Source organism: Rhodococcus sp. USK10, from assembly GCF_019378875.1.
In the GTDB taxonomy this organism is placed as follows: Bacteria; Actinomycetota; Actinomycetes; order Mycobacteriales; family Mycobacteriaceae; genus Rhodococcus_F; species Rhodococcus_F pseudokoreensis.
This window is the reverse complement of the sequence record NZ_CP076048.1, coordinates 6827164-6851733: the sequence shown is the minus strand read 5'-3', so window position 1 is coordinate 6851733 and position 24570 is coordinate 6827164. Positions and strand designations below refer to the sequence as shown.

The window sequence follows — 24570 nt, the reverse complement described above, 5'->3', positions numbered from 1 at the left end:
TTTCGCACTCACATGGGGGTGTGCGCGAGAATCTCCAGACCCTGCTGCTCGAGGCCGCCGATCGTGTCGGTGAGGATGACGAGCCCGCGGTCGTTCTCCCGGTCGAGAACGACGGTGCACTGGAAGCCGCCCGTCGCGCCGCCGTGCAGCGTGTAGTCCCGACCTTCGAACGGGACGATCGACCACGTCAGCGCCCGGTAGTTGGCGCCGACCCACCGCGGGTCCATGGCCGTGCCGCCCGGGACCGTGCCGTCGAGCAGGGCCCGGACATACGTCGACATGTCCTTCGCCGTGGACCGCAACCCGCCGGCCGGCGCGTAAGCGTCCAGCGGCCACGGGTCCTGCGACCGGTGCAGGACGTCGAATCCGCGGGTGACGTTCGCCGGCAGGTCGGCGTCGGTGAGCGGCATCCACGACTGCGACAGTCCGAGCGGGACGAGCATGCGCTCGCGAAGCAGCGACGGGTAGTCGGTGTGCGCGGCCGCGGCCAGGGCCTGCCCGAGCAGCGCGAAGCCGACGGTCGAGTAGGAGTAGCTGCCGCGGGTGGTGAGCGGCGCCGACCGCAGTTGCTCCAGCAGGGTGTCCGGGTCGTACGTGAACGGGTTGGACGCGACCACCCAGTGTCCGACGGCGACCACGGTGTCCGTGCTCATCGGGAACTGCGCCAGCCCGGACGTGTGGGACGCCAGTTCGAGCAACGTCACGTCGCCGACCGGCGCGCCCTGCAGCGGCAGCACGTCCGCGACTTTCGTGTCCTCCCGCACCTCGCCCCGGGCGACGGCGTCGACGAACAGCGCCGCGGTGAACGTCTTGGTGACGGAACCGATCTCGTAGTCGGTGTCCTCGGTGGCCCCGAAGTTCGCGAACCGGGTGCCGGAGGAGTCGATATACGCGACGCTCGCGTTCTCCCGGTAGCTGCGCCCGAGGACCTGCCCGGCGAGCGCGATCAGCGCCGGATCCCCGCTCGACGGCGGGGCCAGCGCCGACGCCACGGGAGCGGCACCCCAGGCAAGGGTCCACGCGCAGAACAGCGCGCAGAGAACGGTCGTTCGACGCAGCATTGCGACTCCTCGAGCGCGATGGAACGCGCACACAGACGATGTCCCCGACCGGACGCTATTGTCACTCACCCGAACCCCTGGCACTAGACTTCGGAAGGTTTGCCGACAGGTGGCATCCCTGTCGAGGAGGTGCCCCGCAGCGTGTCGGGAGTTGTTGCGGGATTCACCGTCATATTCGTGATCATCGCGATCGGCTACATTCTCGGCCGGCGCGGGACGCTGGGCGCGGAGGGCGAATCCGTCCTGGGCAGGCTGGTGTTCTTCGTCGCCACGCCGGCGCTGCTGTTCGAATCGCTCGCATCGTCCGACCTCTCCGTGATCTTCTCGCCCACACTGGCCGTCGCGGCTGTCACGGCATTGACGGTCGGCGCACTGTACATGGTCGTCGCGAGGGTGTGGCTACGCAGGTCCCTTCCGGAACTCACCATCGGCGCGCTGTCGTCCTCGTATGTGAACTCCGCGAATCTGGGCATTCCCATCGCGGTGTTCGTGCTCGGGGACGCCTCGTTCGTGGCGCCGCTGCTGCTGTTCCAGATCATCGCGTACTCCCCCATCGCCCTCACCATCCTCGACGTCACCACACTCCGGCGCGGCGCGTCGCGACTCGACACGATCACCGCGCCGTTCAAGAACCCGATCGTCGTGGCCGGCGCGGCGGGACTGCTGATCGCCTTGCTCGGCTGGACCCCTCCGGAGGCCCTGATGCAGCCGTTCCGGCTCATGGGTGGCGCGTCGGTGCCGGGTGCGCTGCTCGCGTTCGGCATCTCGCTGTACGGGGTGCGGGTGCTGGAGAAGGGGACGAGTCCGCGTCGCGACGTCGCGCTGGCGTCGGTGCTCAAGATCGTCGTGCAACCGGTGCTGGCCTACGTGATGGCGCGCTATCTGCTCGGGCTGGACGGCCACGAACTGTTCGCCATCGTGGTGGTGGCGACGCTGCCGACGGCGCAGAACGTCTTCGTCTACGCCAGCCGGTACGGGGTGGGAACGGTCCTGGCCCGGGACACCGCGTTCGTCACGACACTGGCTGCGATTCCGGGGATTGCGCTGGTCTCCGGCCTGCTCGCGGGATGAGGTTACCGTGGCTTATGCGCGTAATCGCCCTCGCAGTGCTGGCCTGCCTCGCCGTCGCCGGATGCGGGTCCGGTTCGAGCACCGACGAACCGACGATTCCCCCGGAGATCGCGTCCGCAGTGGATCCCAGCCCGACCAATCCGTCGTCGGGGATGCCCATTCCCTCCGAAGTGCCCGGCGAGGACTTCGGCACCGTCTTCGAACCGCGGCCCGACATCGTCCGCGCGAATCCGACGCCGTTCGAGTCGTGGTCCCGCGCGGACGGCAACAAGGTGGCGATCCACTTCGTCACCGGAACCCCGGAGTGTTACGGCGCCGACGCGGCAGTCACGGAGACCGACACCACCGTGACGATCTCGCTGCGCACCGGCACCCTCCCGGAGGCGGCCGACAAGATGTGCATCCTCGTCGCCGTGTTCGGCACCCTCGAGGTCCAGTTGCAGGCGCCGCTCGGCCATCGTCAGGTGATCAACGGTTGACCTGGTGAAGCACTGGTTCCTCAACGTCTGCGTTGCCACTGCTCTCCTCCAGGCCGTCTATCACGCCGTCCGTGTTCTCGTCTCCTACCGCGTCCTCGCTCTCGGCGGCGACGCCGTCACGATCGGCGTCGTCACCGCGCTGTTCTCGCTGGCGCCGCTGCTCGTGGCCGTCCGGATCGGACGCGCCGTGGACCGCCGGCATGCGGCCGCGGTCCTGCGGACGGGTGTGCTGCTGACTTCCCTCGGCGTCCTGGTGATCGCCGTCAGCGGCGACCTGATCGTCCTCGGACTGGAGAACGTGATCCTCGGGTTCGGGCAGATCCTCGTGACCGTCGCCGGGCAGGGGTTCATCACGCTCCTCTCCCCACCGGGTGAACTGGACCGCGGTTTCGCCGGATTGACGCTCGGCGTCTCGATCGGCCAGGCCGTCGGGGTGCCGCTGGTCGGTGTGATTGCGGCGGGAAGCTCGGACGGCGGCGTCGTCGAGACCACCCTGGCGTTGACGGTGATGGGTGTGGTGGCGCTTGCCGCGGTCCCGTTCGCCTGGCCGATTCGCGAACGCCCACAGCCGGCGGGACCACCGTCGCCCGGCGACCGGCAGTCCGTGTTCAGCATGATCGCGACGACGGGGATGCGGCCGGCCGTGTTCAGCAGCCTGATCGTGCTGGCGTCGGTCGACGTCGTCGTCGCGTACCTCCCCGTCCTCGGGCACGAGTTCGGTTTCAGCGTGCTGTTGGTGACGTTGCTGCTGACCGCGCGCACCGCGGCGTCGATCGTGTCGCGCGCGTTCCTGCCGTGGCTGCTCACCCGGGTACCGCGGTCGAGGCTGCTGGTCTCCGCGACGCTGTGCTCGGCGCTGCCCACCGCCCTGCTGCCGTTCGTCCCCGACCCGGCCGTCATGGCACTGCTGCTCGTCGTCGCCGGATTCTTCTGGGGCATAGGCCAACCCCTGACCATGACGTGGGTGGCCGGGCTCGTCACCGCCGCCAACCGGGCCGCCGCGTTGTCTCTGCGGCTGACCGGCAACCGGCTCGGGCAGGTCCTGATCCCGCTGGCCGCGGGCGCCGCGGCGGGGGTCGCGGGCACGTCGTCGATCTTCGTGATCACCGGCGGCCTGCTCGGCACCGCGGCGGTGTCGACCTGGCGAGCCGTGAGTACTTCTTAACCGCCGGCGGTTAAGAAGTACTCACGGGTGCCGAAACGTCGCGCCCACCGACACACGACGCTCCACTTCGTCGGATGTGGCGTGCGTCTCTCGTCGACACACTGGTTCCCAGTCACGCGTTTGTCAGATCAGGGGTCAGGAGCCACACGATGAGCTATACCGGTGTCATTCCGAGCACGACCGACACACCCGGTCCACGCCGGGACGAGGCCGCCGTGTCGAGCGCGGTCCTGGCGTCCGGAGGTACCACCCCGCGGCTGCGTTTCGTCGACACCGCGGATGCACGGCCCGAGCCGGCCGCCGTCATGGTGTGGCCGCAGGGCACCCCGCTGCTCGCGGAGCTGGTCGCGTTGTTCGCCGACCTCGGGTTGCGGGTGGCGTCCCACGAGCAGCTGCCCGACGGCGAGCCCGGCAGCCCGCTGGTCCACCGGTTCGACTTCAGCACCGGCGACTTCGCCTGGGACGCCGCAACTCCCGGTCTGCTCTCCGACGCGTTCGAGGCCGCGGCCGCCGGACATCTGGAGGTCGACGGTTTCACCCGCCTCGTCGCCGCCGCGAACCTGACGTGGACGGACGCCGTCCTGGTCCGGGCGGCGTGCCGGTACCTCCGGCAGGTGGGGCTGGGACTGTCGGAACCCAACATCGTCGCGATCCTTTTGCGGCACAACGATTTCGTGCGCGGATTCCGCGACCTGTTCACCGCCCGGTTCGATCCCGCCGTCGCCGGCTCCGACCGTGAGAGCGCCGCGGCGGACGCCGAGCGGGTGCTGCTCGCCGCGATCGACCGCACCGCGACAATGGACGAGGACCGGCTGCTCCGCGGACTGCTGTCGTTCACCTCGGCGGTGTTGCGCACCAACTGGTTCCGCCACGACCGCACGATCAGCGCCGCCCCCGCGGCCTTCAAGATCGACCCGTCGATGCTGTCGCTGTCCGCGGCCGTGACGCCGTACCGTGAGATCTTCGTGCACTCGCCGATCGTCGAGGGCAGCCACGTCCGCAGCGGTCCGGTGTCCCGCGGCGGCCTGCGCTGGTCGGACCGCAAGGACGACTTCCGCACCGAGGTGCTGGGTCTGATGAAGACGCAGCACGTGAAGAATTCGCTGATCGTCCCGATGGGCGCGAAGGGCGCGTTCGTGGTACGCACCGAGACGACCCCGGACGCGGTCCGCGCGGCGTACACGAGTTTCATCGACGGACTGCTCGACGTCACCGACGACATCGTCGACGGCGAGGTCGTGCATCCCCGCGACACGGTGATCTACGACGAGTCCGACCCGTATCTGGTGGTGGCGGCCGACAAGGGCACGGCCCGGTTCTCCGATCTGGCCAACAGCATCGCGACGCGACGCGGGTTCTGGCTGGGTGACGCGTTCGCGTCCGGCGGGTCCGCCGGCTACGACCACAAGGCGATGGGCATCACGGCGCGCGGCGGATGGGTGTCGGTGCGCAGGCATTTCGCGGAGATGGGCAAGAACGTCGACACGGACGCGTTCACCGTGGTCGGCATCGGCGACATGTCCGGGGACGTGTTCGGCAACGGCATGCTGCTCAGCCGCGCCATCCGGTTGGTCGGCGCGTTCGACCACCGGCACATCTTCCTCGATCCGGAACCGGATTCCGAGGCGTCCTACCGCGAGCGCGAGCGCCTCGCAGCGGTGCCCGGCAGCAGCTGGGACGACTACGACCGCAGCCTCGTCTCGGCGGGTGGCGGTGTGTGGCCGCGGACCGCGAAGAAGATCCCGCTGTCGCCGCAGGTGCGTGAACGTCTCGGCGTGACCGCGACCGAACTTCCCCCGCACGAGGTGGTGAAGGCGCTGCTCACCGCGGACGTGGACCTGTTGTGGAACGGCGGAATCGGCACGTACGTGAAGGCGTCCACCGAGGGGCACGCCGACGCGGCCGACCCGGCCAACGACGCCGTCCGCGTGGCGGCGAGCGATGTGCGCGCCGCGGTGATCGGCGAGGGCGGCAACCTCGGTCTCACCCAGCGCGCCCGGATCGAGTACGCGCTGAACGGCGGCCGGATCAACGCCGACTTCATCGACAACGCCACCGGCGTCGCCACTTCCGATCGGGAGGTGAACCTGAAGGTCGCGCTGGACGCGGCCGTCGCGGTCGGCGAACTCCCCGCGGCGGAACGGAACACGCTGCTCGCCCGGGTCCAGGACGAGATCGGCGAATCGGTGCTCGCCGACGCCGCCTCCCAGACCCTCGCCATCAGCCTGGCCGAGGTCCACGCCCCGTTCCTGCTCGGACGCCACGAGCGGCTGATCGAGAACCTCGAGCGGGACGCCGGCATCAGCCGGGCCGCGGAGGTCCTGCCGTCGGCGGCGGAATTGTCGGCGCGGCACCGCGCAGGCAACGGACTGGTCCGGCCGGAGATCGCCGTCCTGCTCGCGCAGTCGAAGAACCTCGTCGTCACCGAACTGCTCGCCTCCCCCGTGCTCGACTTCGCGGTGTTCGACGGTGTGCTCGCCGACTACTTCCCGGCCCCCATCCGCGAACGCGTCCCCCGCCAGATCAGCGGTCACCGGCTCGCCCGGGAGATCGTGGCCGTCATCGTGGCGGGCGACATGATCGACCGCGTCGGACCGGGCCTGATCCACCGACTGGAGGAGCGACTCGGCGTCGGCACCCCCGAGATCACCGTCGCGTACGCCGTCGTCCGGCAGGTATTCGACATCGACCGCCTGTGGAACGAGGTCCTCACGCTGCCCGGCGCGTCGCACCGGACCCGGCTGAACCTGCACTTCGGCATCCAGGACCTGATCGAGCGCACCACGTCGTGGCTGCTGCGGCACCGTGGCACGGATGCGCAGGAACTGATCGAGCGTTTCGCGAAACCGGTCCAGGAACTCGCGGCCGCCCTTCCCGGCCTCACCGGTGCGCCCGCCCAGGACCTGAGCACGCTGCGGATCCTGGCACAGGCCTTCGCGCTGGAGACCACCGCCCAGTCGCTGGACGTGCCGATCACCCAGGTGGCCGAGACGTACCGCGAATTCGGCCGCGTGGTGGGCCTCGACTGGCTGTCGGAACGGTTCTCCGTCGGCGAGACCGGGACCGCCTACTGGGAGGCGATGGCGGGGGCCGTGCTCGTCGACAACCTCCAGGAGCACTGGCACGGCCTGATCGGGCTCGTCCTGCGCGGCGCCTCGCCCGCGACGACCGCCGCCGACGCCGTCGCCCACTGGCTCACCGAACACACCACCGCCGCGGACCGCCTGGCACAGATGCTCGGCGAACTGCGCAGCCTCGACCGCGTGGACAACTCGAGCATCTGCGTCATCGACGCCGAACTGTCGCTCGCGCTGACCCGCTGCTGAACCCGAACCACCTTTCACGAACCGATCAGCACTTCAACCAAAGGAGCTCGAAAGTGCCTACTCTCCAACGTGATGTCGCCATCGTCGGCGCAGGCCCGTCCGGCCTGGCCGCAGCGACGGCGCTGCGTAAGGCGGGGTTGTCCGTCGCCGTCCTGGAGGCGCGCGGCCGCGTCGGAGGCCGCACCTGGACCGACACCATCGACGGCGCGATGCTCGAGATCGGCGGTCAGTGGGTCTCCCCCGACCAGACGGCGCTGATCTCGCTGCTCGACGAACTCGGCCTGGAGACGTTCGACCGGTACCGCGAGGGCGAATCCGTCTACATCTCGGCCGCAGGCGACCGCACCCGCTACACCGGTGAGTCGTTCCCCGTCGACGAGACCACCCGCAAGGAGATGGACCGCCTGGTCCAGATCCTCGACGACCTCGCCGCGCAGATCGGGGCCGAGGAGCCCTGGGCGCATCCGCTGGCCCGCGAACTGGACACGATCTCGTTCAAGCACTGGCTGATCGAGCAGTCCGACGACGCCGAGGCTCGCGACAACATCGGCCTGTTCATCGCCGGCGGCATGCTGACCAAGCCGGCGCACTCGTTCTCCGCGCTGCAGGCGGTGCTGATGGCCGCGTCGGCCGGATCGTTCTCGCACCTGGTGGACGAGGACTTCATCCTCGACAAGCGGGTCATCGGCGGTATGCAGCAGGTGTCGATCCGGATGGCGGCCGCCCTCGGCGACGACGTCTTCCTCAACGCCCCCGTGCGCACCGTCCGGTGGAGCGAGGACGGCGCAGTCGTGCTGGCGGACGGGGACATTCGCGTGGAGGCCTCCCGCGTGATCCTCGCCGTCCCGCCGAACCTGTACTCCCGCATCTCCTACGATCCGCCGCTGCCGCGCCGCCAGCACCAGATGCACCAGCACCAGTCGCTGGGACTCGTCATCAAGGTGCACGCCGTGTACGAGACCCCGTTCTGGCGGGCGGACGGCTTGTCCGGCACCGGATTCGGCGCCTCCGAGGTCGTACAGGAGGTGTACGACAACACCAACCACGAGGACACCCGCGGCACCCTCGTCGCATTCGTGTCGGACGAGAAGGCCGACGCGATGTTCGCACTGAGCGAGGAGGAGCGCCGCGCCACCATCCTCGGCTCCCTCGCCCGCTACCTCGGGCCGAAGGCCGCCGAGCCGGTGGTGTACTACGAGTCCGACTGGGGCTCCGAGGAATGGACCCGGGGCGCGTACGCCGCGAGCTTCGACCTCGGTGGCCTGCACCGGTACGGCAAGGACACGCGGACGCCGGTCGGACCGTTCCACTTCTCCTGCTCGGACATCGCCGCCGAGGGCTACCAGCACGTGGACGGCGCCGTCCGGATGGGTCAGCGCACCGCCGCGGACATCGTCGCCCGCCTCGGAAAGTAATCCCGTCCGATCATCGCCCGGCAGTCACGACTGCCGGGCGATGATCGCGAGCAGCAGTTCGGCGCGCACGCGCGCCACGTCCAGTCGGCAGTCGATCAGCGATTCGATCCGCGCCATGCGGCTGCGCAGGGTGTGCCGGTGCACGCCCATCGCCGCGGCCGCCGACTCCCAGTGCCCGTTCGCCTCGAGGAACGCCCGCAGCGACCCGAGCAGTTCGGTGCCGTTGGTGCGGTCGTAGTCGTCGATCGGCGAGATCATCGTGTCCGCCAGCGAGTTCAGCACCTCCCTCGTCGAACTGAACGCGAGCAGCGCGCTGCCGGTCAGCGCCGCGAATTCCAGCGGATCCGCCCCCGCCTCGGCGGCCGACGCGGCCAGCTGGGACTGTTCGATGGCCGCCACGAGACCGGCGACCTCCCGCCGCCCGCTCAGCCCGGCCCGGATCGCCTTTCGTTCCGGGGCGGACAGACTGCGGAGCATCGCCCGCGCGAAGTCGACGTCGTCGGTTCCCCGCAGCAGGACTGTGACCCGCGCATCGTGCCGGCGGGAGAACAGTTGCCGTCCGGCCTTGTTCATGGCCACCGCGACCGTCGACTCCGCCCGTTCCGCGAGCGCGGGCGTCTCGGCGACGACGGTGAGTCCGCGGACCATGCCGTCCGCGTCCGCGGCGTGCCGGATCTGCGACCACGCGGGCGCGAGGTCGCGGTCCTCGGTGAGCAGCAGGCCGAGGGCGTGCGAATTGAGCCGGTTCTGTGCCGTCCTGAGCCGCACCGGCTTCTCGAAATCCAACGCGAGCAACGAGTTCGCGTGACCGAGCAGGATCTGGTCCACGTGACTGAGCGCGGTGGGACTGATCACGGCGAGGTGGCCGTGCGGGGTGCTGCCGACGCTGATCTGCTGCACCGTGATCGAGGCGCCCGAGCGCGCGAGCGACACGCTGCTCGACGCCCCGCCGGTGCCCGCCTCCAGCACGTCCCGCAGTTCCCCGAGGACGTCCTCCGCGGGCTGCGCCGGATGCGCCTCCAGCACCCGGCCGGACAGGTCGAGGAGCAGGACCGTGGACGCCGTGGCGACGGCGAGTTCGCGGACGGTGGCGCCGGTGCCGCCCTGGATGACGGCGCGGGTCATCCGCGGTTGCGCCCGGGACGCGCGCAGCACCGCCTCGTACTCCTGCTCGGCCAGACGGTTCATGACCCTCTTGACCACCGCCGCGAACGGGGTGGGCAGCGGTATCTCGAGCAGCGGCAGCCCGATCTCGTCGGCGACGGCCACCAGGTCCTCGGGCACCTCCGGATGGGAGAGTCCGGTGCCGAACCCGACCGCCGCCACCCCGGCTTCGCCGAGTCCGCGCAGGTACCGCCCCCGGTCGGCGGCCGTCAGCGGCAGCCGGATACCGGTGGTGAGGAGCAATTCGCCGCCGGAGAGCCAGCGGAAGGGGTCCTGCAATTCGGTGGCGTGGGCGAACGTGATCTCGTTGCCGAGACCGGCGGCGCCACCCTTCAGTTCGAGAGCCAGGTCCGGCTGGGACAACATCCAGCGAACGGGAACGGTCATGTCGGCTCCTGCGCAGTGTGCGGTCGGGTCCGTGTCACCCTGACCGGTCGGAATGGGGATAGCGCTGGACAAGTTGGCCAGCTGAGCACGGACGACTACACCATTGTGTCAGACGCCGACCTCGAACAACGCCGAAACGCAACATTAACGAATCAAGTTCGTTTGCCCCCTTGCGCGCGGGACGCACCCTCCGCATACTTAACGAATCTCATTCGCTAAGTGACCCACGTCTCACGCGGGCCGCCACCCGAGACCGGAGTTGTCGTTGACCCACCCCAGGAATCCCACGTGACCGCCGCCGTCCGCGTCCCCCTGACCCTCGGCCGCGGTATCGCCACCTTCAGCGTCTTCGTCGTCGGCTACATCACGGCCAATCTCATCCCGCTCATGATCATCGCGATGGTCGAGGACCTCGGCGTCACCCAGACCGTCGCCGGCGCCGTCCTCACCGGTTCACTGCTGGCCACCGCGCTCGTCTGCCTCGCGACCACCCGGTGGGCGGCCGGCCGCTCACGCCACCTGCTCGGCCGCGTCAGCCTCGTCGTAATGGCCGCCGGTTTCGGCGTCGCCGCCCTGATCCACTCCGCGCCGATCGCGTGCGCCGCCATCATCGTCGGCGGGATCGGCGCCGGCGGCGCGGTCGCGGTCGGCGGGGCCGCCCTGGCCGCGCTGAACAATCCGAACCGGGTGTCCGGGATCAACGGGCTCGTCAACCGCACCGCGGTCACCGGAGTCCTCGCGCTGATCCCGATCCTCGGCCTGCACATGACCAACGCCTTCGGGATCGTCGCGGTGCTGGCGCTGGCGACGGTCTTCACGATCACCTGGCTGCCGTCCGCTCCCGCCGTCAACGAGGACGACGACGAGCCGAGCGCGGCGCACACCCGAACCCCGTTGCCCCAGGGTGTCACCGACAAGAAACTGGCCGTCGCAGGCTTCTCCCTCCTCGTGCTCTTTGCGATCTGGGCGATCGGCGAGGACTCGCTGTGGGCGGTGTCCGGCATCATGGGCGCCGAACACGCCTCCCTGACCGAACAGCAGATGGGTCTGGCGCTCAGCCTGTCCACCGCGGGCGGCATCGGCGCCGCCCTCGTCCTGACGGCGCTCGGTTCGCGCCTCGGCCGCACCGTCCCCACCGCCGTCCTCCTCGGACTCGGCGCCGCCCTCAAACTGGGCTCCTGCCTGGCCACCGATTCGACGACGTATCTGGTGCTCATCATCGCCTGGAACACGGTGTACGCCGCGGCCTTCATCTACGTGGTGGCCATCGCCGCCGCGCTGGACCCGTCCGGCCGCTGGTCCGCCCCACTCCTCGGCACATACCTGGTGGGGTCGGCGTTCGCCCCGCTCTTCGGCACGCTCGTGACCGGCGCCATCGGGTACGTCGCGTTCGGCTTCGTCCTGGCAGGCATCAGCCTCGCCCTGCTCGTGCCGATCGTCTGGATCGCCCGCCTGTCGACGCGCACCGAGCAGGCCTCCGCGTCACCCGGACAGGATCCCGCTGACCGGTACACCACCTCGGTCGTCGTCTGACGGAAAGAGAGAACACCATGAACACGGACACGACCCACTACCGCGGCGGCCGGATCTTCACCGCCGCCGAACCCGCCTGGGCCGAGTCGATGATCGTCCGGGGCGACCGCCTCACATACGTCGGCGACACCGCGACCGCCGACACGCTGTCCGGCGACACCCGCGTCGTCGACCTCGGCGGGGCATTCGTCCTACCCGGCTTCATCGACGCCCACACCCACCTGCTGATGATGGGACAGGCGCTGCAGAAGGTGGACCTGCAGAGCGCCGCCGACCTGACCGACATCCAGGACCGCATCCGCCGGTTCGCCGCCGAGAACCCGGACGCGCCCCGGCTCCTCGGCCGCAGCTGGCTGTTCTCCGCACTCGACGGGCACCCGCCGACGCGTCAGATGATCGACGCGGCCGAAGCCGACCGACCCGTCTACCTCGATTCCAACGACGTGCACTCGGCGTGGGTGAACACCGCCGCGCTGCGCGAACTCGGCATCGACGCGGACACCCCCGACCCGATCGGCGGCCGGATCGAGCGCGATCCCGTCACCGGTGAGGCCACCGGCATGCTGTTCGAGACGGCGGTGACCCAGATCGTGTGGCCCGCCCTCGCGAAGGTGATCAGCAACGACGAACGGGACACCGCCCTCGCGGCCGCGTTCGAGCAGTATCTCGCCGACGGCGTCACCGGGGCGGTCGACATGGCGCTCGGCGCGGACGAGGTCGCGGCACTCGAACGCGCACTGGCCGCGGGCGACGGCACGCTGCCGCTCCGGGTGGCCGGGCACTGGCTGATCGAACGAACCGATTCGGAAGAGGACAACGTCCGCCAGGTGCACGAGGCGGCGCAATTCCAGCAGCGGCTGCAGGGCCCCTGGCTGCGAATGGCCGGGATCAAGGTCATCATCGACGGCGTCATCGACAGCTGCACCGCCGCCATGAAGGAACCGTACTCGGACGGCACGAACGCCGAACCGATCTGGGACCTCGCGTCGCTGGCACCGGTGGTCGCCGCGGCGGACGCCGCCGGACTGCAGGTGGCGATGCACGCCATCGGCGACGAGGCGTCGGAGATCGCGCTCGACGCGCTCGAACACGCGGTCGCCGCCAACGGGATTCGCCCGCGCAGGCACCGGATGGAGCACCTGGAGACGATCACGGAGGACAATGTGCAGCGGCTCGCCCGGCTCGGCGTCGTCGCCTCGATGCAGCCGGTGCACGCCGATCCGGCGATCCAGGAGAACTGGCGGGCGATGCTGGGCGACCATCGGGTCGAGCGGGCGTTCCCGTGGCCCGAGATGACGGCGGCGGGCGCCGTCCTCGCGCTGGGGTCCGACGCCCCCACCGCACCGCATCCCCCGCTGCCCAACATGTACATCGCGACGACCCGCAAGTCGGCGATCGATCCGGCGCTCGCGCCCAACCTGCCGGAGTACGCGCTGCCGATGGCGGACGCGCTCGCGCACGCCACCCGCGACGCCGCCTACTCGTGCCGCTGGGACGACCTCACCGGTCAACTCGTCGCGGGCAAAGCCGCCGACTTCGTGGTCCTCGACGGGGATCCGTTCACCGCCGGCGCCGATTCCCTCCTCACCGCGCGGGTGCAGCTCACCGTGGTGGCCGGCTCGGTGCGCCACGAGGCGGAGGTGGCAGGCAGCCACCCGAGGTAGCCGACCCGCTCAGTCCCGTTCGGCTGCGGCGTCTTCCGCGACGCCGCAGCCGATCTGCTCACAGAACCCCAGCATCGCCGTGCGCGCGGCATCGACGGTGATGAGACTGTTTCCGCCGACGATGTGCAGACCGTACGCGTCTTCGAGGGCCACCAAATTCATTGCCGCCTGGTCGATGTCGCCGCGCACGGCGAACTCCCCCGACGCGTGCCCGTCGCCGAGGATCGCGCGGTACGTCGCGAGTTGCCGCAGATACATCTTCCGGACCAGTTCGTCGTGCAGCGCCGAAGTGCCCGACATGAAGTCGAATTCGTAGAGCAGCCGCATCAGGGTGTCGTCGGGCCCGCTCGGCAGGCCCGCGTCGATGGCCGTCCTCAGCTTGGCGGCGTACGACGTCTGGGCGGCCACCGCCTCGTCGCGCTGATCGCAGTAGCGCTCGGTGCCCGCCCGGTGGGCCTCGACGAGAAGCGCATCCAGGTCGTCGAAATAGTAGAGCAGCGCACCGCGGGTCAGGCCCGCCCGCTTCGCCACGTCGGTCAGGGACAGGGACCGCAGTCCGTGCGCGGATCCGGCCTGCAGCGTGGCCTCGATGAGTTCGGACCGCCGCTGCTTCTGAGTGTTCGGTCGTGCCATGGCGTTGACAGTAGCCGACGTGATCTGTGACACTCGGCCCAGTTGTTTGACGGACCTGTCAAAAAACTATTTCACCCCCCTCACCCTCCCCGAACGGACAGCTCATGGACCAGACCGCCCGGCCGCCCACCGCCACTCCCCCGCCGCCCCGGGCGCCTACGAGGCCTCGCTCTCGCGGAGCATCGGCGTCGGCGGGAACATCCTGATCACCCTGTCGTCGATCTCACCGGCGTCGAGCGTCTTCATCCTCGGCGGCTCCGCCCTCGCCCTGTTCGGCACCGGCGTCTTCTGGGCGTTCCTCATCGCCGGCATCGTCAGCATCCTCATCGCCTTCTGCTACGCCGAACTCGCCTCCGCGTATCCCGTTGCCGGCGGCGACTACTCGCTGGTGGCGCGGGCACTCGGACCGGCCTTCGGCGTCGCCACGTTCTTCATCAGTCTCATCTCGCTGCCGCTGATCATCGCGGTCTTCGCCCTCGGGGTCGCCGACTACCTGGGCGTCGCGATCCACGGACTGTCGCCGCAGCAGACCGCACTGGTCGTCGTCGTGATCACCACCGTGACCGCATGTTTCGACATCCGGACGAACAGTTGGCTCACCGGCGTCTTCCTGGGCGTCGAGATGGCGGCGCTGGCCCTGCTCACCGTCCTCGGTTTCGTCCACATGGAACGGCCGCTGTCGAGCCTGCTCAGCCCGGAGGTCCTCGACCCGGCCACCGGCCAGCTCGCACCGCTGGCGATCTCCGGACTGATGCTCGCCGTCACCCAGGGGATCTTCGCGTACAACGGGTACGGCGGCGCCGTGTACTTCGCAGAGGAGACCAAGAACGCCGCCCGCTCGATCGCGAAGGCCGTGATCTGGAGCGCCGTCATCACCGTCGCCACCGAACTCGTCCCGCTGATCGCCATCATGGTCGGCGCCCGCTCGCAGACCGAACTTTTCGGATCCGACCTCCCCGTCGAGGCCTTCCTCACCGAACGCGCCGGTCACGCCGTCGCCATGGTGGTCATGCTCTCGATCGCCCTCGCCGTGATCAACGCGATCATCGCCATCACGCTGCAGGCGGGCCGGCTGCTCTACTCCGCCGCGCGCGATCGCGCCCTCCCCGGGACCGTCGCGGCGCCGCTGCAGGCCGTCAGCACCAAGGGCCGCGTCCCCGTGCTCGCCACCGTCGTGATGGGCGCCATCGCGTTCGCCGCCTGCTTCGTCCCACTGGACGTCCTGCTCACCGCCACCGGGTCGACCCTGACGTTCACGTACCTGTTCATCGCGCTGGCCGCGATCCACCACCGCCGCGGCGGAACCACCCGAGCCGGCTACCGCATGCCGTTGTGGCCGCTCGCCCCGGGAATCTGCATCGCCGCACTCGGTCTCGTCTTCGTCGTCACGCTGCTCGACCCGGAGCAGTGGCTCAGTCTCGGCATCTCCCTCGGGCTCGTCGCCGCCGGCTTCGTCTACTTCGCCCTGTACCTGCGACCGCGCAGGAACACCCACCTGCTGCTGCTCGACGCCGCCCCCGAGGAGACCCGCTGATGCTCGACCTGCTGCTGAACAACGGCGTCGTCCGCACGTTCGACGCGCCCGGCCGGGCCGAGGCCGTCGGCATCGCGGACGGCCGGATCCGATACGTCGGGACCACCGAGGACGCCCCGCCCGCCCGGCGGACCATCGACCTGCGCGGCCGGCTGGTCACCCCCGGCATCATCGACAGCCACAACCACCTGCTCCTCGGCTTCGACCCCGACGCGGTGAGTCTCGAAGGCGCACAGGACCTCACGGAGGTCCGGCGGCGGATCGGCGCGCACGCGGCCGCCCGCCCCGACCTCGACTGGATCTGCGCCGAGAACGCCGTCTACTCCGTGGTGACCGGGCGCAGACCGAACGCCGACGACCTCCGCGGTCTCACGGACCGCCCGGTCTTCATCACCACCTACGACCAGCACTCGGTGTGGCTGAACGACGCCGCGCTGCGGAAGCTCGGCATCGACCGCGGCACCCGGATCCCCTGGGGACGTCCGGAATTCGACGACCACGGCGCGCCGACCGGCTGGGTCACGGACTTCTACACCAGCGCGATGACGCGGGCCGGTCTGGCCGGCCTGCAGCGCGACATCCCGATGTACTCCCCTGACCGCCGGTACCGCCGCATCACGTCCAGCCTGGAGATGGCGACCGCGTGCGGGATCACCACCGTCGTCGAACCGCAGGTCCCGCTGGCCGAACTCGACCTGATGTACCGGGCGCGCGCCGAGGGCCGGATGCAGTCGCGGGTGATCACCGCCCTGTTCCACCCGGTCGGCGCCGACGCCGCGTTCCGCCGGGACCTGCGGGAGGCCGTCGACGGTGCGCCGGTCGACGACATGCTCCGGCTCGGGCCGGTCAAGTTGTACGCCGACGACGTGATCGAGCCGCACACCGCCGCCATGCTCGCCGACTACGCGAACCGGCCGGGCCACCGCGGGGCACCGAGCCTGCCGCCGCAGGAGTTCACCGCGATGCTCACCGAACTCGACCGCCTCGGTTTCCAGACGCACACGCACGCGACGGGCGACTGGGGCATCCGGCTGGCGCTCGACTCGATCGAGCACGCCGCCCGCGTCAACGGCACCACCGACCGGCGGCACGGCATCGTCCACGTCGAGTGCCTGCATTCCGAGGACCTTCCCCGGTTCCGGGACCTCGGGGTCGTCGCGGCGATGCAGCCGCGGCACTGCTCGCCCGACCTCGTCGCGGGAACGTGGATGGAGAACGTCGGAGAGGATCGGTGGGACCGGGCGTGGCGTTTCCGTTCGCTCGCCGAGTCGGGGGCGGCGCTGGCGTTCTCCAGCGACTGGCAGGTCGGGGAGATGGATCCGCTCGTCGGCCTCTACTCCGCCCTGACCCGATCGGGCCTGGACGGCCGCACCGACTGGACTCCGCGCGAACGGATGGATCTGGATTCGGCGTTGCGGGCGTACACCCGTGGCGGCGCGTGGGCCTGGCACGCGGAGGACGACCTCGGGGTGATCCGTCCCGGCGCCCACGCCGACCTGGTCGTCTGGTCGGCGGACCTGTACACGCTCGACCCCGGCGATCTGCTGGACCAGCGGGCCGACCTCACCCTCGTGGGCGGCGAGGTCGTGCACGACGCCGCCGTCGCGAGCGTCCCCGCGGACGTGCCGTTCGCCGGTTCCGGGGCGGCCGGGCACACCTGCTCGCACGGGTGACGCCGGAGTGGACAACTCGGCGCGACGGGGGGCGCGTCTTTCACCATTTTGTCAGCTGCCTCTGGCTTGTGAGACAGCGCACACTTGTTTTCAGATGTTCTGCAACTCCGGGCCCCGGTCGGACCGTTCCACCGACGGACCGCTGCGGACCACGAGTTTCGACCCCACGAGAGGAACCGGTACCGATGTCGATCGACGTACTCGAGAACTACATCAACGGTGAGTTCGTCGCCTCATCCGCGACGGAGACGCTGGACTTGATCAACCCTGTGGACGAGAGCGTCGTCGGGCGGGCGCCCGTCTCCACCAAGGCCGATGTGGACGCGGCCGTCGAGGCTGCCGAGCGGGCGTTCGTCACGTGGGGAAAGACCACTCCGAGCGTGCGGCAGACCGCGTTGCTGAAGCTCGCCGACGCGATCGAGGCGCACAGCGACGAACTCGTCGAGGCCGAGTGCCGCAACACCGGGCAGCCCAAGCAGGTCATCGCCGACGAAGAGATCAAGGTGGGCGCCGACCAGCTCCGCTTCTTCGCGGGCGCAGCCCGCATGCTCGAAGGCAAGGCCGCCGGCGAATACATGGACGGCTTCACGTCCTACGTGCGCCGCGAGCCGATCGGCGTCGTCGGTCAGGTCACCCCGTGGAACTACCCGTTCATGATGGCGCTGTGGAAGATCGGCCCCGCGCTCGCGGCGGGCAACACCATCGTGCTCAAGCCCAGCGACACCACCCCGAACAGCACGCTCGTCCTGGCCCGGCTGACCAAGGGGATCCTCCCGGACGGCGTCTTCAACGTCGTCCTCGGCAACGGCGAGACCGGCGCCACCCTCGTGGAGAACCCCGCCCTCGGACTGGTGTCGATCACCGGATCCGTGCGGGCGGGCATCGCCGTCGCCGTCTCCGCCGCACGCCAGCTCAAGCGCGCCCACCTCGAGCTCGGCGGCAAGGCGCCCGCGATCGTCTTCGGCGACGTCGACATCGAGAAGACCGCGAGCGGTATCGCCGAGGCCGCCTTCTTCAACGGCGGCCAGGACTGCACCGCCGCCACCCGCGTCCTCGTCCACGAGTCCATCCACGACCAGCTCGTCGACGCCCTCGTCCGCAAGGCCGAGACGCTCGAGCCGGGCCTGCCCGACGACCCGAACACGTTCTACGGCCCGCTCAACAACGTCAACCACTTCAACGCGGTCAGCTCCAAGATCGCCGAGCTCCCCGCGTCGGCGAAGATCGTTACCGGCGGAAAGCGTTCGGGAGAGCAGGGTTTCTTCTTCGAACCGACCGTGATCACCGGAGTCGACCAGCGCGACGACATCGTGCAGGAGGAGACGTTCGGTCCCATCCTCACCGTGCAGAGCTTCTCCGACGAGAAGGAGGCCGTGACCCTCGCCAACGACGTCCGGTACGGTCTGGCGTCGAGCGTGTGGACCAACGATCACGGCGTCACGCAACGGCTCTCGGCCGCACTCGATTTCGGTGCCGTCTGGATCAACTGCCACATCCCGCTGGTCGCCGAGATGCCGCACGGCGGATTCAAGTACTCCGGATACGGCAAGGACCTCTCCGGCTACGGCGTCGAGGACTACACCCGCATCAAGCACGTCATGAGCTCCAACGACTGACGTCGCTCCCACCCAACCCATCCACGTCACGACCTTTGAGGACTGCACCATCATGAACGACATCCAGTACCGGCTGCCGCAGAAGCGCGCCCTGGTCACCGAGCTCCCCGGCCCGAAGTCGGCGGCCCTCACCGCACGCCGCCGCGCCACCGTGGCCGCGGGCGTCGGCTCCAGCGTCCCCGTGTACGCGGCGGATGCCGACGGTGGTGTGGTCGTCGACGTCGACGGCAACTCCCTGATCGACCTCGGCTCGGGCATTGCCGTCACCAGCGTGGGCGCGTCCGATCCGGCCGTCGCCGAGGCGGTCCGGGAGCAGGTCGGGCACTTCACCCACACCTGTTTCATGGTCACCCCGTACGAGGGCTACGTCCGGGTGGCGGAGGAACTCGCCGCCCTCACCCCCGGAGACCACGAGAAGCGCACCGTCCTGTTCAACTCGGGCGCCGAGGCGGTGGAGAACGCGATCAAGGTTGCCCGCCTCGCCACCGGCCGCGACGCCGTCGTCGCATTCGACCACGCCTACCACGGTCGCACGAACCTGACGATGGCCCTCACCGCCAAGTCGATGCCCTACAAGGCCCACTTCGGCCCGTTCGCACCCGAGGTGTACCGGCTCCCGATGTCCTACCCGTATCGGGACCAGGACGGACTGACCGGCGAGCAGGCCGCTCAGCGCGCCATCAGCCAGATGGAGAAGCAGATCGGCGCCGATTCGCTCGCGGCGATCGTCATCGAGCCGATCCAGGGCGAGGGCGGATTCATCGTTCCCGCCGAGGGATTCCTCCCCACCCTGGTGAACTGGGCTCGCGCCAACGGCGTCGTGTTCATCGCCGACGAGGTGCAGACCGGCTTCTCCCGCACCGGCGCCTGGTTCGCGTGCGAGCACGAGGAGATCGTCCCGGACATCATCACGATGGCCAAGGGCATGGCGGGCGGAATGCCGCTGTCCGCGATCACGGGCCGCGCCGAACTCCTCGACAAGGTGCACCCCGGCGGACTGGGTGGCACGTACGGCGGCAACCCCGTCGCGTGTGCCGCCGCGCTCGCCGCGATCGACAGCATGCGGAAGTTCGACCTGCCCGCTCGTGCACAGCACATCAGCGACTTGGCCCTGCCGCGGCTGCAGGCCCTCGCCGCCGAGGTCGGAGTCATCGGTGACGTGCGTGGACGCGGCGCGATGCTCGCGATGGAGTTCGTCAAGCCCGGCACGACCGAGCCGGATGCGGAACTGACGAAGGCCATTGCCGCCCGTGCGCTCGAACAAGGTGTCATTCTGCTGACATGCGGTACGTACGGCAACGTCATCCGGCTGCTTCCGCCGCTGGTCATCGGCGACGACCTGCTCGACGACGCCCTGACCGTGATCGAGCAGATCGTGCGCTCGCTCGTCTGACCCGTGCGCCTTTCCGGTAGCCACCACTACCGGAAAGGCGCACGAGAACGAACCGCCCACCCATCGACCAGAGGAGACATCATGACCCGGACGACCACCGGCACGTTCCATCCTCTGGACCCGTTGGGGGCGGACGAATTCGCGAAGGCCGCGGCCGTCCTCGCCCGGGAACACGGGGTCGGGGACGGCTGGCGGTTCGCGTCGATCGAACTCGCCGAACCGGACAAGGCGGCGGTGTCGGCGTTCGACGGTTCGGGCACCGTCCCGGACCGCCGGGCGATCGTCGTGTGCTTCGACCGCGGCAGCGGAGACACCTACAAGGCGCTCGTCTCGCTGACCGGAGACAACGTGGTCTCCTGGCAGCACATCCCGGACGTCCAGGCCAATTTCACGGTCGACGAATGGGAAGAGGCGGACGCCTTCCTCCGCGGACACCCCGACGTGATCGCGGCGCTCGCGAAGCGCGGGATCACGGACATGAGCCTGGTGTTCATGGACGTGTGGACGTACGGCGACGCGGTGACCCCGGAGAAGTACAGGGGCCGCCGGCTCGGGTGGTCGGACACCTGGGTGCGGTCGGCCGAGGGCGCCAACCCGTATGCGGGCCCGGTCAACGGTTTCCACTGCGTGATCGACGTCAACAAGATGGAACTGCTCGAGATCGAGGACACGTTCAGCGTCGAACGTCCCGAGGTCATGGGCGAGTACGTGCCCCGGCACATCCCGGAGCGGATCCGGAACGCGAGCACCCGGCCGCCGTTGAAACCGTTGGACATCGTCCAGCCGGAGGGACCGTCGTTCACACTCGAGGGCAACAAACTCGAATGGCAGAACTGGTCACTGCGGGTGGGGTTCAACTACCGCGAGGGCATGACCCTGCACGCGGTGACGTACACCGACAACGGCCGGGTGCGTTCGATCGCGAACCGGATGTCGTTCGCGGAGATGGCGGTGCCGTACCGCGACACCAGCACCGATCACTACCGCCGCACCGCTTTCGACATCGGTGAGTGGGGCATCGGGTTCATGACCACCTCACTCACCCTGGGCTGCGACTGCCTCGGCGAGATCCGGTACCTCGACGCCGTCCTCCACGACAGCCACGGTGTGCCGTTCACGATCGAGAACGCGATCTGTATCCACGAGGAGGACAACGCCGTCCTCTGGAAGCACGTCGACCACGACGGCGCCGAGGTGCGCCGCATGCGGCGGCTGACGGTGTCGACGCACGTGACGGTCGCGAATTACGAATACCTCGTCTACTGGCGGTTCTACCAGGACGGCAACATCGAGTGCGAGGTCCGTGCCACCGGGATCATGGTGGTCAGCCACTTCCCCGAAGGCGGTGAGCACCCGAGCGGCACTCTCGTCGACACCCGCACGTACGCGCCGTTCCACCAGCACTTCCTGGTGGCGCGGCTCGACCTCGACGTCGACGGCACCCAGAACACGGTGTACGCGACCGAGACCGAGATCGTGCCGATGGGCCCGGACAATCCCCTCGGTCTCGCACTGCGCCAGAAGAACACCCCGCTGCGCACCGAACTCGAGGGCAGGCAGGACTTCGACTGGCAGAGCCAGCGGGCGTGGAAGGTCGTCAACGACAACACGACCACCGGACTCGGCACCGCCCCCGCCTACAAACTCGTTCCCGGCGGTGCGATCCCGTCGATGTTCGACCCGGCGTCGCCGATCTTCCAGCGCACCGGCGCGATCGGTCACACCGTCTGGGTGACTCCCAACTCCCCCGACGAACGCTGGCCCGCCGGGGAATTCGTGAACCAGAGCAAGGTCGATCACGGACTTCCCGCCTGGACCGCGGCCGACCGCCCGATCGAGAACACCGACGTGGTGCTCTGGTACACGTTCGGGATCCACCACATTCCGCGGCCGGAGGATTGGCCGATCATGCCTGCGGACACCGTGTCCTTCTGGCTGAAGCCGGCCGGATTCTTCGACCGCAACCCCGCCCTCGACGTCGCCCCCACCCCGGAGGCGTGCGATCACCACCATCCCCACCACGAGGACTCCGATGACTGATTTCGAACGGCTCCGCGCCACCCTGCCCACCGGTCTGTGGATCGACGGCGCCCAGACCGACCCGATCGACGGCGGCACCTTCCCGGTGTACGACCCGGCAACGGGCACCCTCATCGCCGACGTCGCGGATGCGGGCGGCAAGGACGCGATGCGAGCGCTGGACTCCGCTGCGGCGGTCCAGGAGGAATGGGCGGCGACCGCACCGCGGCAGCGGTCGATCATCCTGCGGTCGGCGTGGGAGAAGGTCATCGAGCGCACCGACGACCTCGCGCTGCTCATGACGATGGAGATGGGCAAGGCCCTGCCCGAGAGTCGCGGCGAGGTCAACTACGGCGCCGAATTCCTGCGCTGGTTCAGTGAGGAAGCCGTCCGCATCCAGGGCCGCTACACCACGTCGCCGTCGGGCAGCGGACGGATCATGGTCACCAAGGTGCCCGTCGGACCCACCCTGGCCGTCACGCCGTGGAACTTCCCGCTCGCGATGGGCACCCGCAAGATCGGCCCCGCGCTCGCCGCAGGCTGCACGATCATCGTCAAGCCCGCCGAGGACACCCCGCTCACCATGCTGCTGCTCGCCGAGATCTTCGCCGAGGCAGGACTGCCCGCCGGTGTGCTGTCGGTGCTGCCCGCATCGAACGCCGCCGCCGTCACCGAACCGCTGCTCGCCGACCCGCGGCTGCGGAAGGTGACGTTCACCGGATCCACCCGCGTCGGCAAGATCCTCATCGAGCAGTCCGCCCAGCAGGTTCTGCGCACGTCGATGGAACTCGGCGGCAACGCGCCGTTCGTCGTGTTCGACGACGCCGACATCGACGCCGCGGTCGAGGGCGCGATGGCCGCGAAGATGCGCAACGGCGGCGAGGCGTGCACCGCCGCCAACCGCCTGATCGTCGCGAACTCGGTGCGCGAGGAGTTCACCACCAAGCTCACCGACCGGATCGCCGCGCTCACCGTCGGACCAGGCAGCGCGGACGGCACCAACGTCGGTCCCCTCGTCAACGAGAAGCAGCGCCGCAACGTGGCGTCCCTCGTCGACGACGCCGTCGCCGCGGGCGCCCGGGTCCGCACCGGCGGCAAGTCCGTCGACGGTCCCGGCTACTTCTTCCAGCCCACCGTCCTCGACGAGGTGCCCGCGAACGCCCGCATCGTCCGCGAGGAGATCTTCGGACCCGTCGCCGCGATCACCGGTTTCGACACCGAGGCCGAGGGCGTCGCCGCCGCGAACGACACCGAATACGGTCTCGCCGCATACATCTACACGCAGAACGTCGACCGCGCGTTCCGCGTCGCCGACAAGCTCGAGAGCGGCATGGTCGGCGTCAACCGCGGCGTGATCTCCGACGTCGCCGCGCCGTTCGGTGGAGTCAAGCAGTCCGGACTCGGCAGCGAAGGCGGCACCGAAGGCATCGAGGAGTACCTCGAGACCAAGTACGTCGGCTTCGCGTAATCCCCCGCCCCGAGACAGAACGGAACCGTCATCATGCGATTGGTCGTTGGATATCTCGCCACTCCCAGCGGGGAGGACGGTCTGGCCCTCGGGGCGCAGCTCGCCCGTAGTCTCGGGGCACAGCTCGACATCTGCATGGTTCTCCCGCCGGACCGCACGGTCCCGGCGAGAGTTCCGGCAGAGACCGGCTACGACGACATCCTCGCGTCCCGCGCGCAGCGCTGGCTGGACGAGGCGAAGTCGTCGGTGCCGAGCGACATCGACGTGGACGTGCACCTGAGTTTCCACGACTCGTTCGCGCAGGGCCTCCTCGACGAGGTCACCCGCCTCGGCGCGCACGCGATCGTCGTCGGCGCCGCGGGTGACGGCCTGCTCGGCAGGCACTCGGTCGGATCCGTGTCGACGGAATTGCTGCACTCCGCGCACGTGCCGATCTGCCTCGCGCCCCGCGGCCATCGGCATTCCTCCGCGAAGAAGATCCGCGAGGTCACGTGCGCACTCGGGACGCGCGTCGGCGCGGACGTGCTGCTGCGAACCGCCGTGCGGACCAGCAAGCGGATGGAGACCCCGCTCCGCCTGGTGTCCCTCGTCGAACTGGACCCGCACCACCACCTTCGCGATCATCGGGACACGTCCGAGAGCGTCCGCGAGCGCGCGGTCGCCCATGCACAATCCACCCTGGACGAGGCGAAGTCCGCACTACCCGAAGACTTCCCCGTCTCCGTGACGATCGCCGACGGATCCTCCGTGGAATCGGCGGTCCGCAAACTCGACTGGCAGGACGGCGACCTCGTCATGGTCGGCTCCAGCCGTCTCGCCCAACCTCGTCGACTGTTCCTGGGATCCACCGCGGCCAAGATGCTCCGCGTCCTGCCGGTGCCCATGGTCGTCGTCCCCAAGCAGGAGTTCCCCAACAGTGAGTAAAACGTCCGCGACACCCGCCCCGGATCCACGATCGCACCCGACCGG

17 protein-coding genes are annotated in these 24570 nt (G+C 69.4%); 14 read left to right on the top strand and 3 right to left on the bottom strand.

The window, feature by feature from the left end; all coding sequences use genetic code 11:
* Positions 1–8 precede the first annotated feature (8 nt).
* Positions 9–1061: a serine hydrolase gene (locus I1A62_RS38325; RefSeq protein ID WP_219457497.1), complete on the bottom strand. Its 1053-nt coding sequence runs from the start codon at positions 1059–1061 to the stop codon at positions 9–11.
* Between the two features lie 141 nt (positions 1062–1202).
* Between I1A62_RS38325 and I1A62_RS38320 the strand changes: the two genes are divergently transcribed.
* From I1A62_RS38320 to I1A62_RS38300, 5 genes are all read left to right on the top strand, one after another.
* Positions 1203–2132, top strand: a complete 930-nt coding sequence (locus tag I1A62_RS38320; RefSeq protein ID WP_124389223.1) for an AEC family transporter — start codon at positions 1203–1205, stop codon at positions 2130–2132.
* Positions 2133–2146: 14 nt separating this feature from the next.
* On the top strand, positions 2147–2611 hold the full coding sequence (locus I1A62_RS38315) for a hypothetical protein (RefSeq protein WP_124389222.1): 465 nt from the start codon (positions 2147–2149) through the stop codon (positions 2609–2611).
* Position 2612: 1 nt separating this feature from the next.
* Complete coding sequence (locus tag I1A62_RS38310; RefSeq protein WP_219461663.1) at positions 2613–3776, top strand: MFS transporter; 1164 nt, start codon at positions 2613–2615, stop codon at positions 3774–3776.
* Positions 3777–3925: 149 nt separating this feature from the next.
* Positions 3926–7102 carry an NAD-glutamate dehydrogenase domain-containing protein gene (locus I1A62_RS38305; RefSeq protein WP_219457495.1) on the top strand — a complete coding sequence of 1059 codons (3177 nt, stop codon included), beginning with the start codon at positions 3926–3928 and terminating at the stop codon, positions 7100–7102.
* A 53-nt stretch (positions 7103–7155) separates the two neighbouring features.
* Entirely contained in the window at positions 7156–8517 is a 1362-nt protein-coding gene (locus I1A62_RS38300) for an NAD(P)/FAD-dependent oxidoreductase (protein ID WP_219457493.1), read from the top strand.
* 24 nt (positions 8518–8541) lie between these two features.
* Here the strand turns inward: I1A62_RS38300 and I1A62_RS38295 are convergent, their stop codons facing one another.
* Positions 8542–10068 carry a PucR family transcriptional regulator gene (locus tag I1A62_RS38295; protein ID WP_219457491.1) on the bottom strand — a complete coding sequence of 509 codons (1527 nt, stop codon included), beginning with the start codon at positions 10066–10068 and terminating at the stop codon, positions 8542–8544.
* A gap of 288 nt (positions 10069–10356) precedes the next feature.
* On the opposite strand from I1A62_RS38295, the gene I1A62_RS38290 reads away from it, so the two are divergent.
* Both I1A62_RS38290 and I1A62_RS38285 read left to right on the top strand, forming a co-directional pair.
* Positions 10357–11601 carry an MFS transporter gene (locus I1A62_RS38290; protein WP_219457490.1) on the top strand — a complete coding sequence of 415 codons (1245 nt, stop codon included), beginning with the start codon at positions 10357–10359 and terminating at the stop codon, positions 11599–11601.
* A 17-nt stretch (positions 11602–11618) separates the two neighbouring features.
* Entirely contained in the window at positions 11619–13265 is a 1647-nt protein-coding gene (locus tag I1A62_RS38285; protein WP_219457488.1) for an amidohydrolase, read from the top strand.
* 9 nt (positions 13266–13274) lie between these two features.
* Here I1A62_RS38285 and I1A62_RS38280 read toward each other — a convergent pair whose 3' ends face one another.
* On the bottom strand, positions 13275–13898 hold the full coding sequence (locus tag I1A62_RS38280; protein WP_257890649.1) for a TetR/AcrR family transcriptional regulator: 624 nt from the start codon (positions 13896–13898) through the stop codon (positions 13275–13277).
* On the opposite strand from I1A62_RS38280, the gene I1A62_RS38275 reads away from it, so the two are divergent.
* The 7 genes from I1A62_RS38275 to I1A62_RS38245 all read left to right on the top strand — a co-directional run bounded on the left by I1A62_RS38275 (position 13897) and on the right by I1A62_RS38245 (position 24525).
* Entirely contained in the window at positions 13897–15432 is a 1536-nt protein-coding gene (locus I1A62_RS38275) for an APC family permease (protein WP_257890648.1), read from the top strand. The two genes, I1A62_RS38280 and I1A62_RS38275, sit on opposite strands and share 2 nt — an antisense overlap.
* Positions 15432–17105, top strand: a complete 1674-nt coding sequence (locus tag I1A62_RS38270) for an amidohydrolase (protein ID WP_219457485.1) — start codon at positions 15432–15434, stop codon at positions 17103–17105. The genes I1A62_RS38275 and I1A62_RS38270 overlap by 1 nt, the downstream gene beginning before the upstream one ends.
* Before the next feature lie 185 nt (positions 17106–17290).
* Positions 17291–18721, top strand: coding sequence for a gamma-aminobutyraldehyde dehydrogenase (locus I1A62_RS38265; RefSeq protein WP_124389212.1), 1431 nt, complete (start codon positions 17291–17293; stop codon positions 18719–18721).
* 52 nt (positions 18722–18773) lie between these two features.
* On the top strand, positions 18774–20114 hold the full coding sequence (gene gabT / locus I1A62_RS38260) for a 4-aminobutyrate--2-oxoglutarate transaminase (protein ID WP_219457483.1): 1341 nt from the start codon (positions 18774–18776) through the stop codon (positions 20112–20114).
* A gap of 81 nt (positions 20115–20195) precedes the next feature.
* On the top strand, positions 20196–22154 hold the full coding sequence (locus tag I1A62_RS38255; protein WP_219457482.1) for a primary-amine oxidase: 1959 nt from the start codon (positions 20196–20198) through the stop codon (positions 22152–22154).
* Positions 22147–23601, top strand: coding sequence for an NAD-dependent succinate-semialdehyde dehydrogenase (locus tag I1A62_RS38250; RefSeq protein WP_219457480.1), 1455 nt, complete (start codon positions 22147–22149; stop codon positions 23599–23601). The genes I1A62_RS38255 and I1A62_RS38250 overlap by 8 nt, the downstream gene beginning before the upstream one ends.
* Positions 23602–23634: 33 nt before the next feature.
* The gene (locus tag I1A62_RS38245) at positions 23635–24525 is read left to right on the top strand and encodes a universal stress protein (RefSeq protein WP_219457478.1); all 891 of its coding nucleotides are present in this window, start codon (positions 23635–23637) and stop codon (positions 24523–24525) included.
* Positions 24526–24570 lie beyond the last annotated feature (45 nt).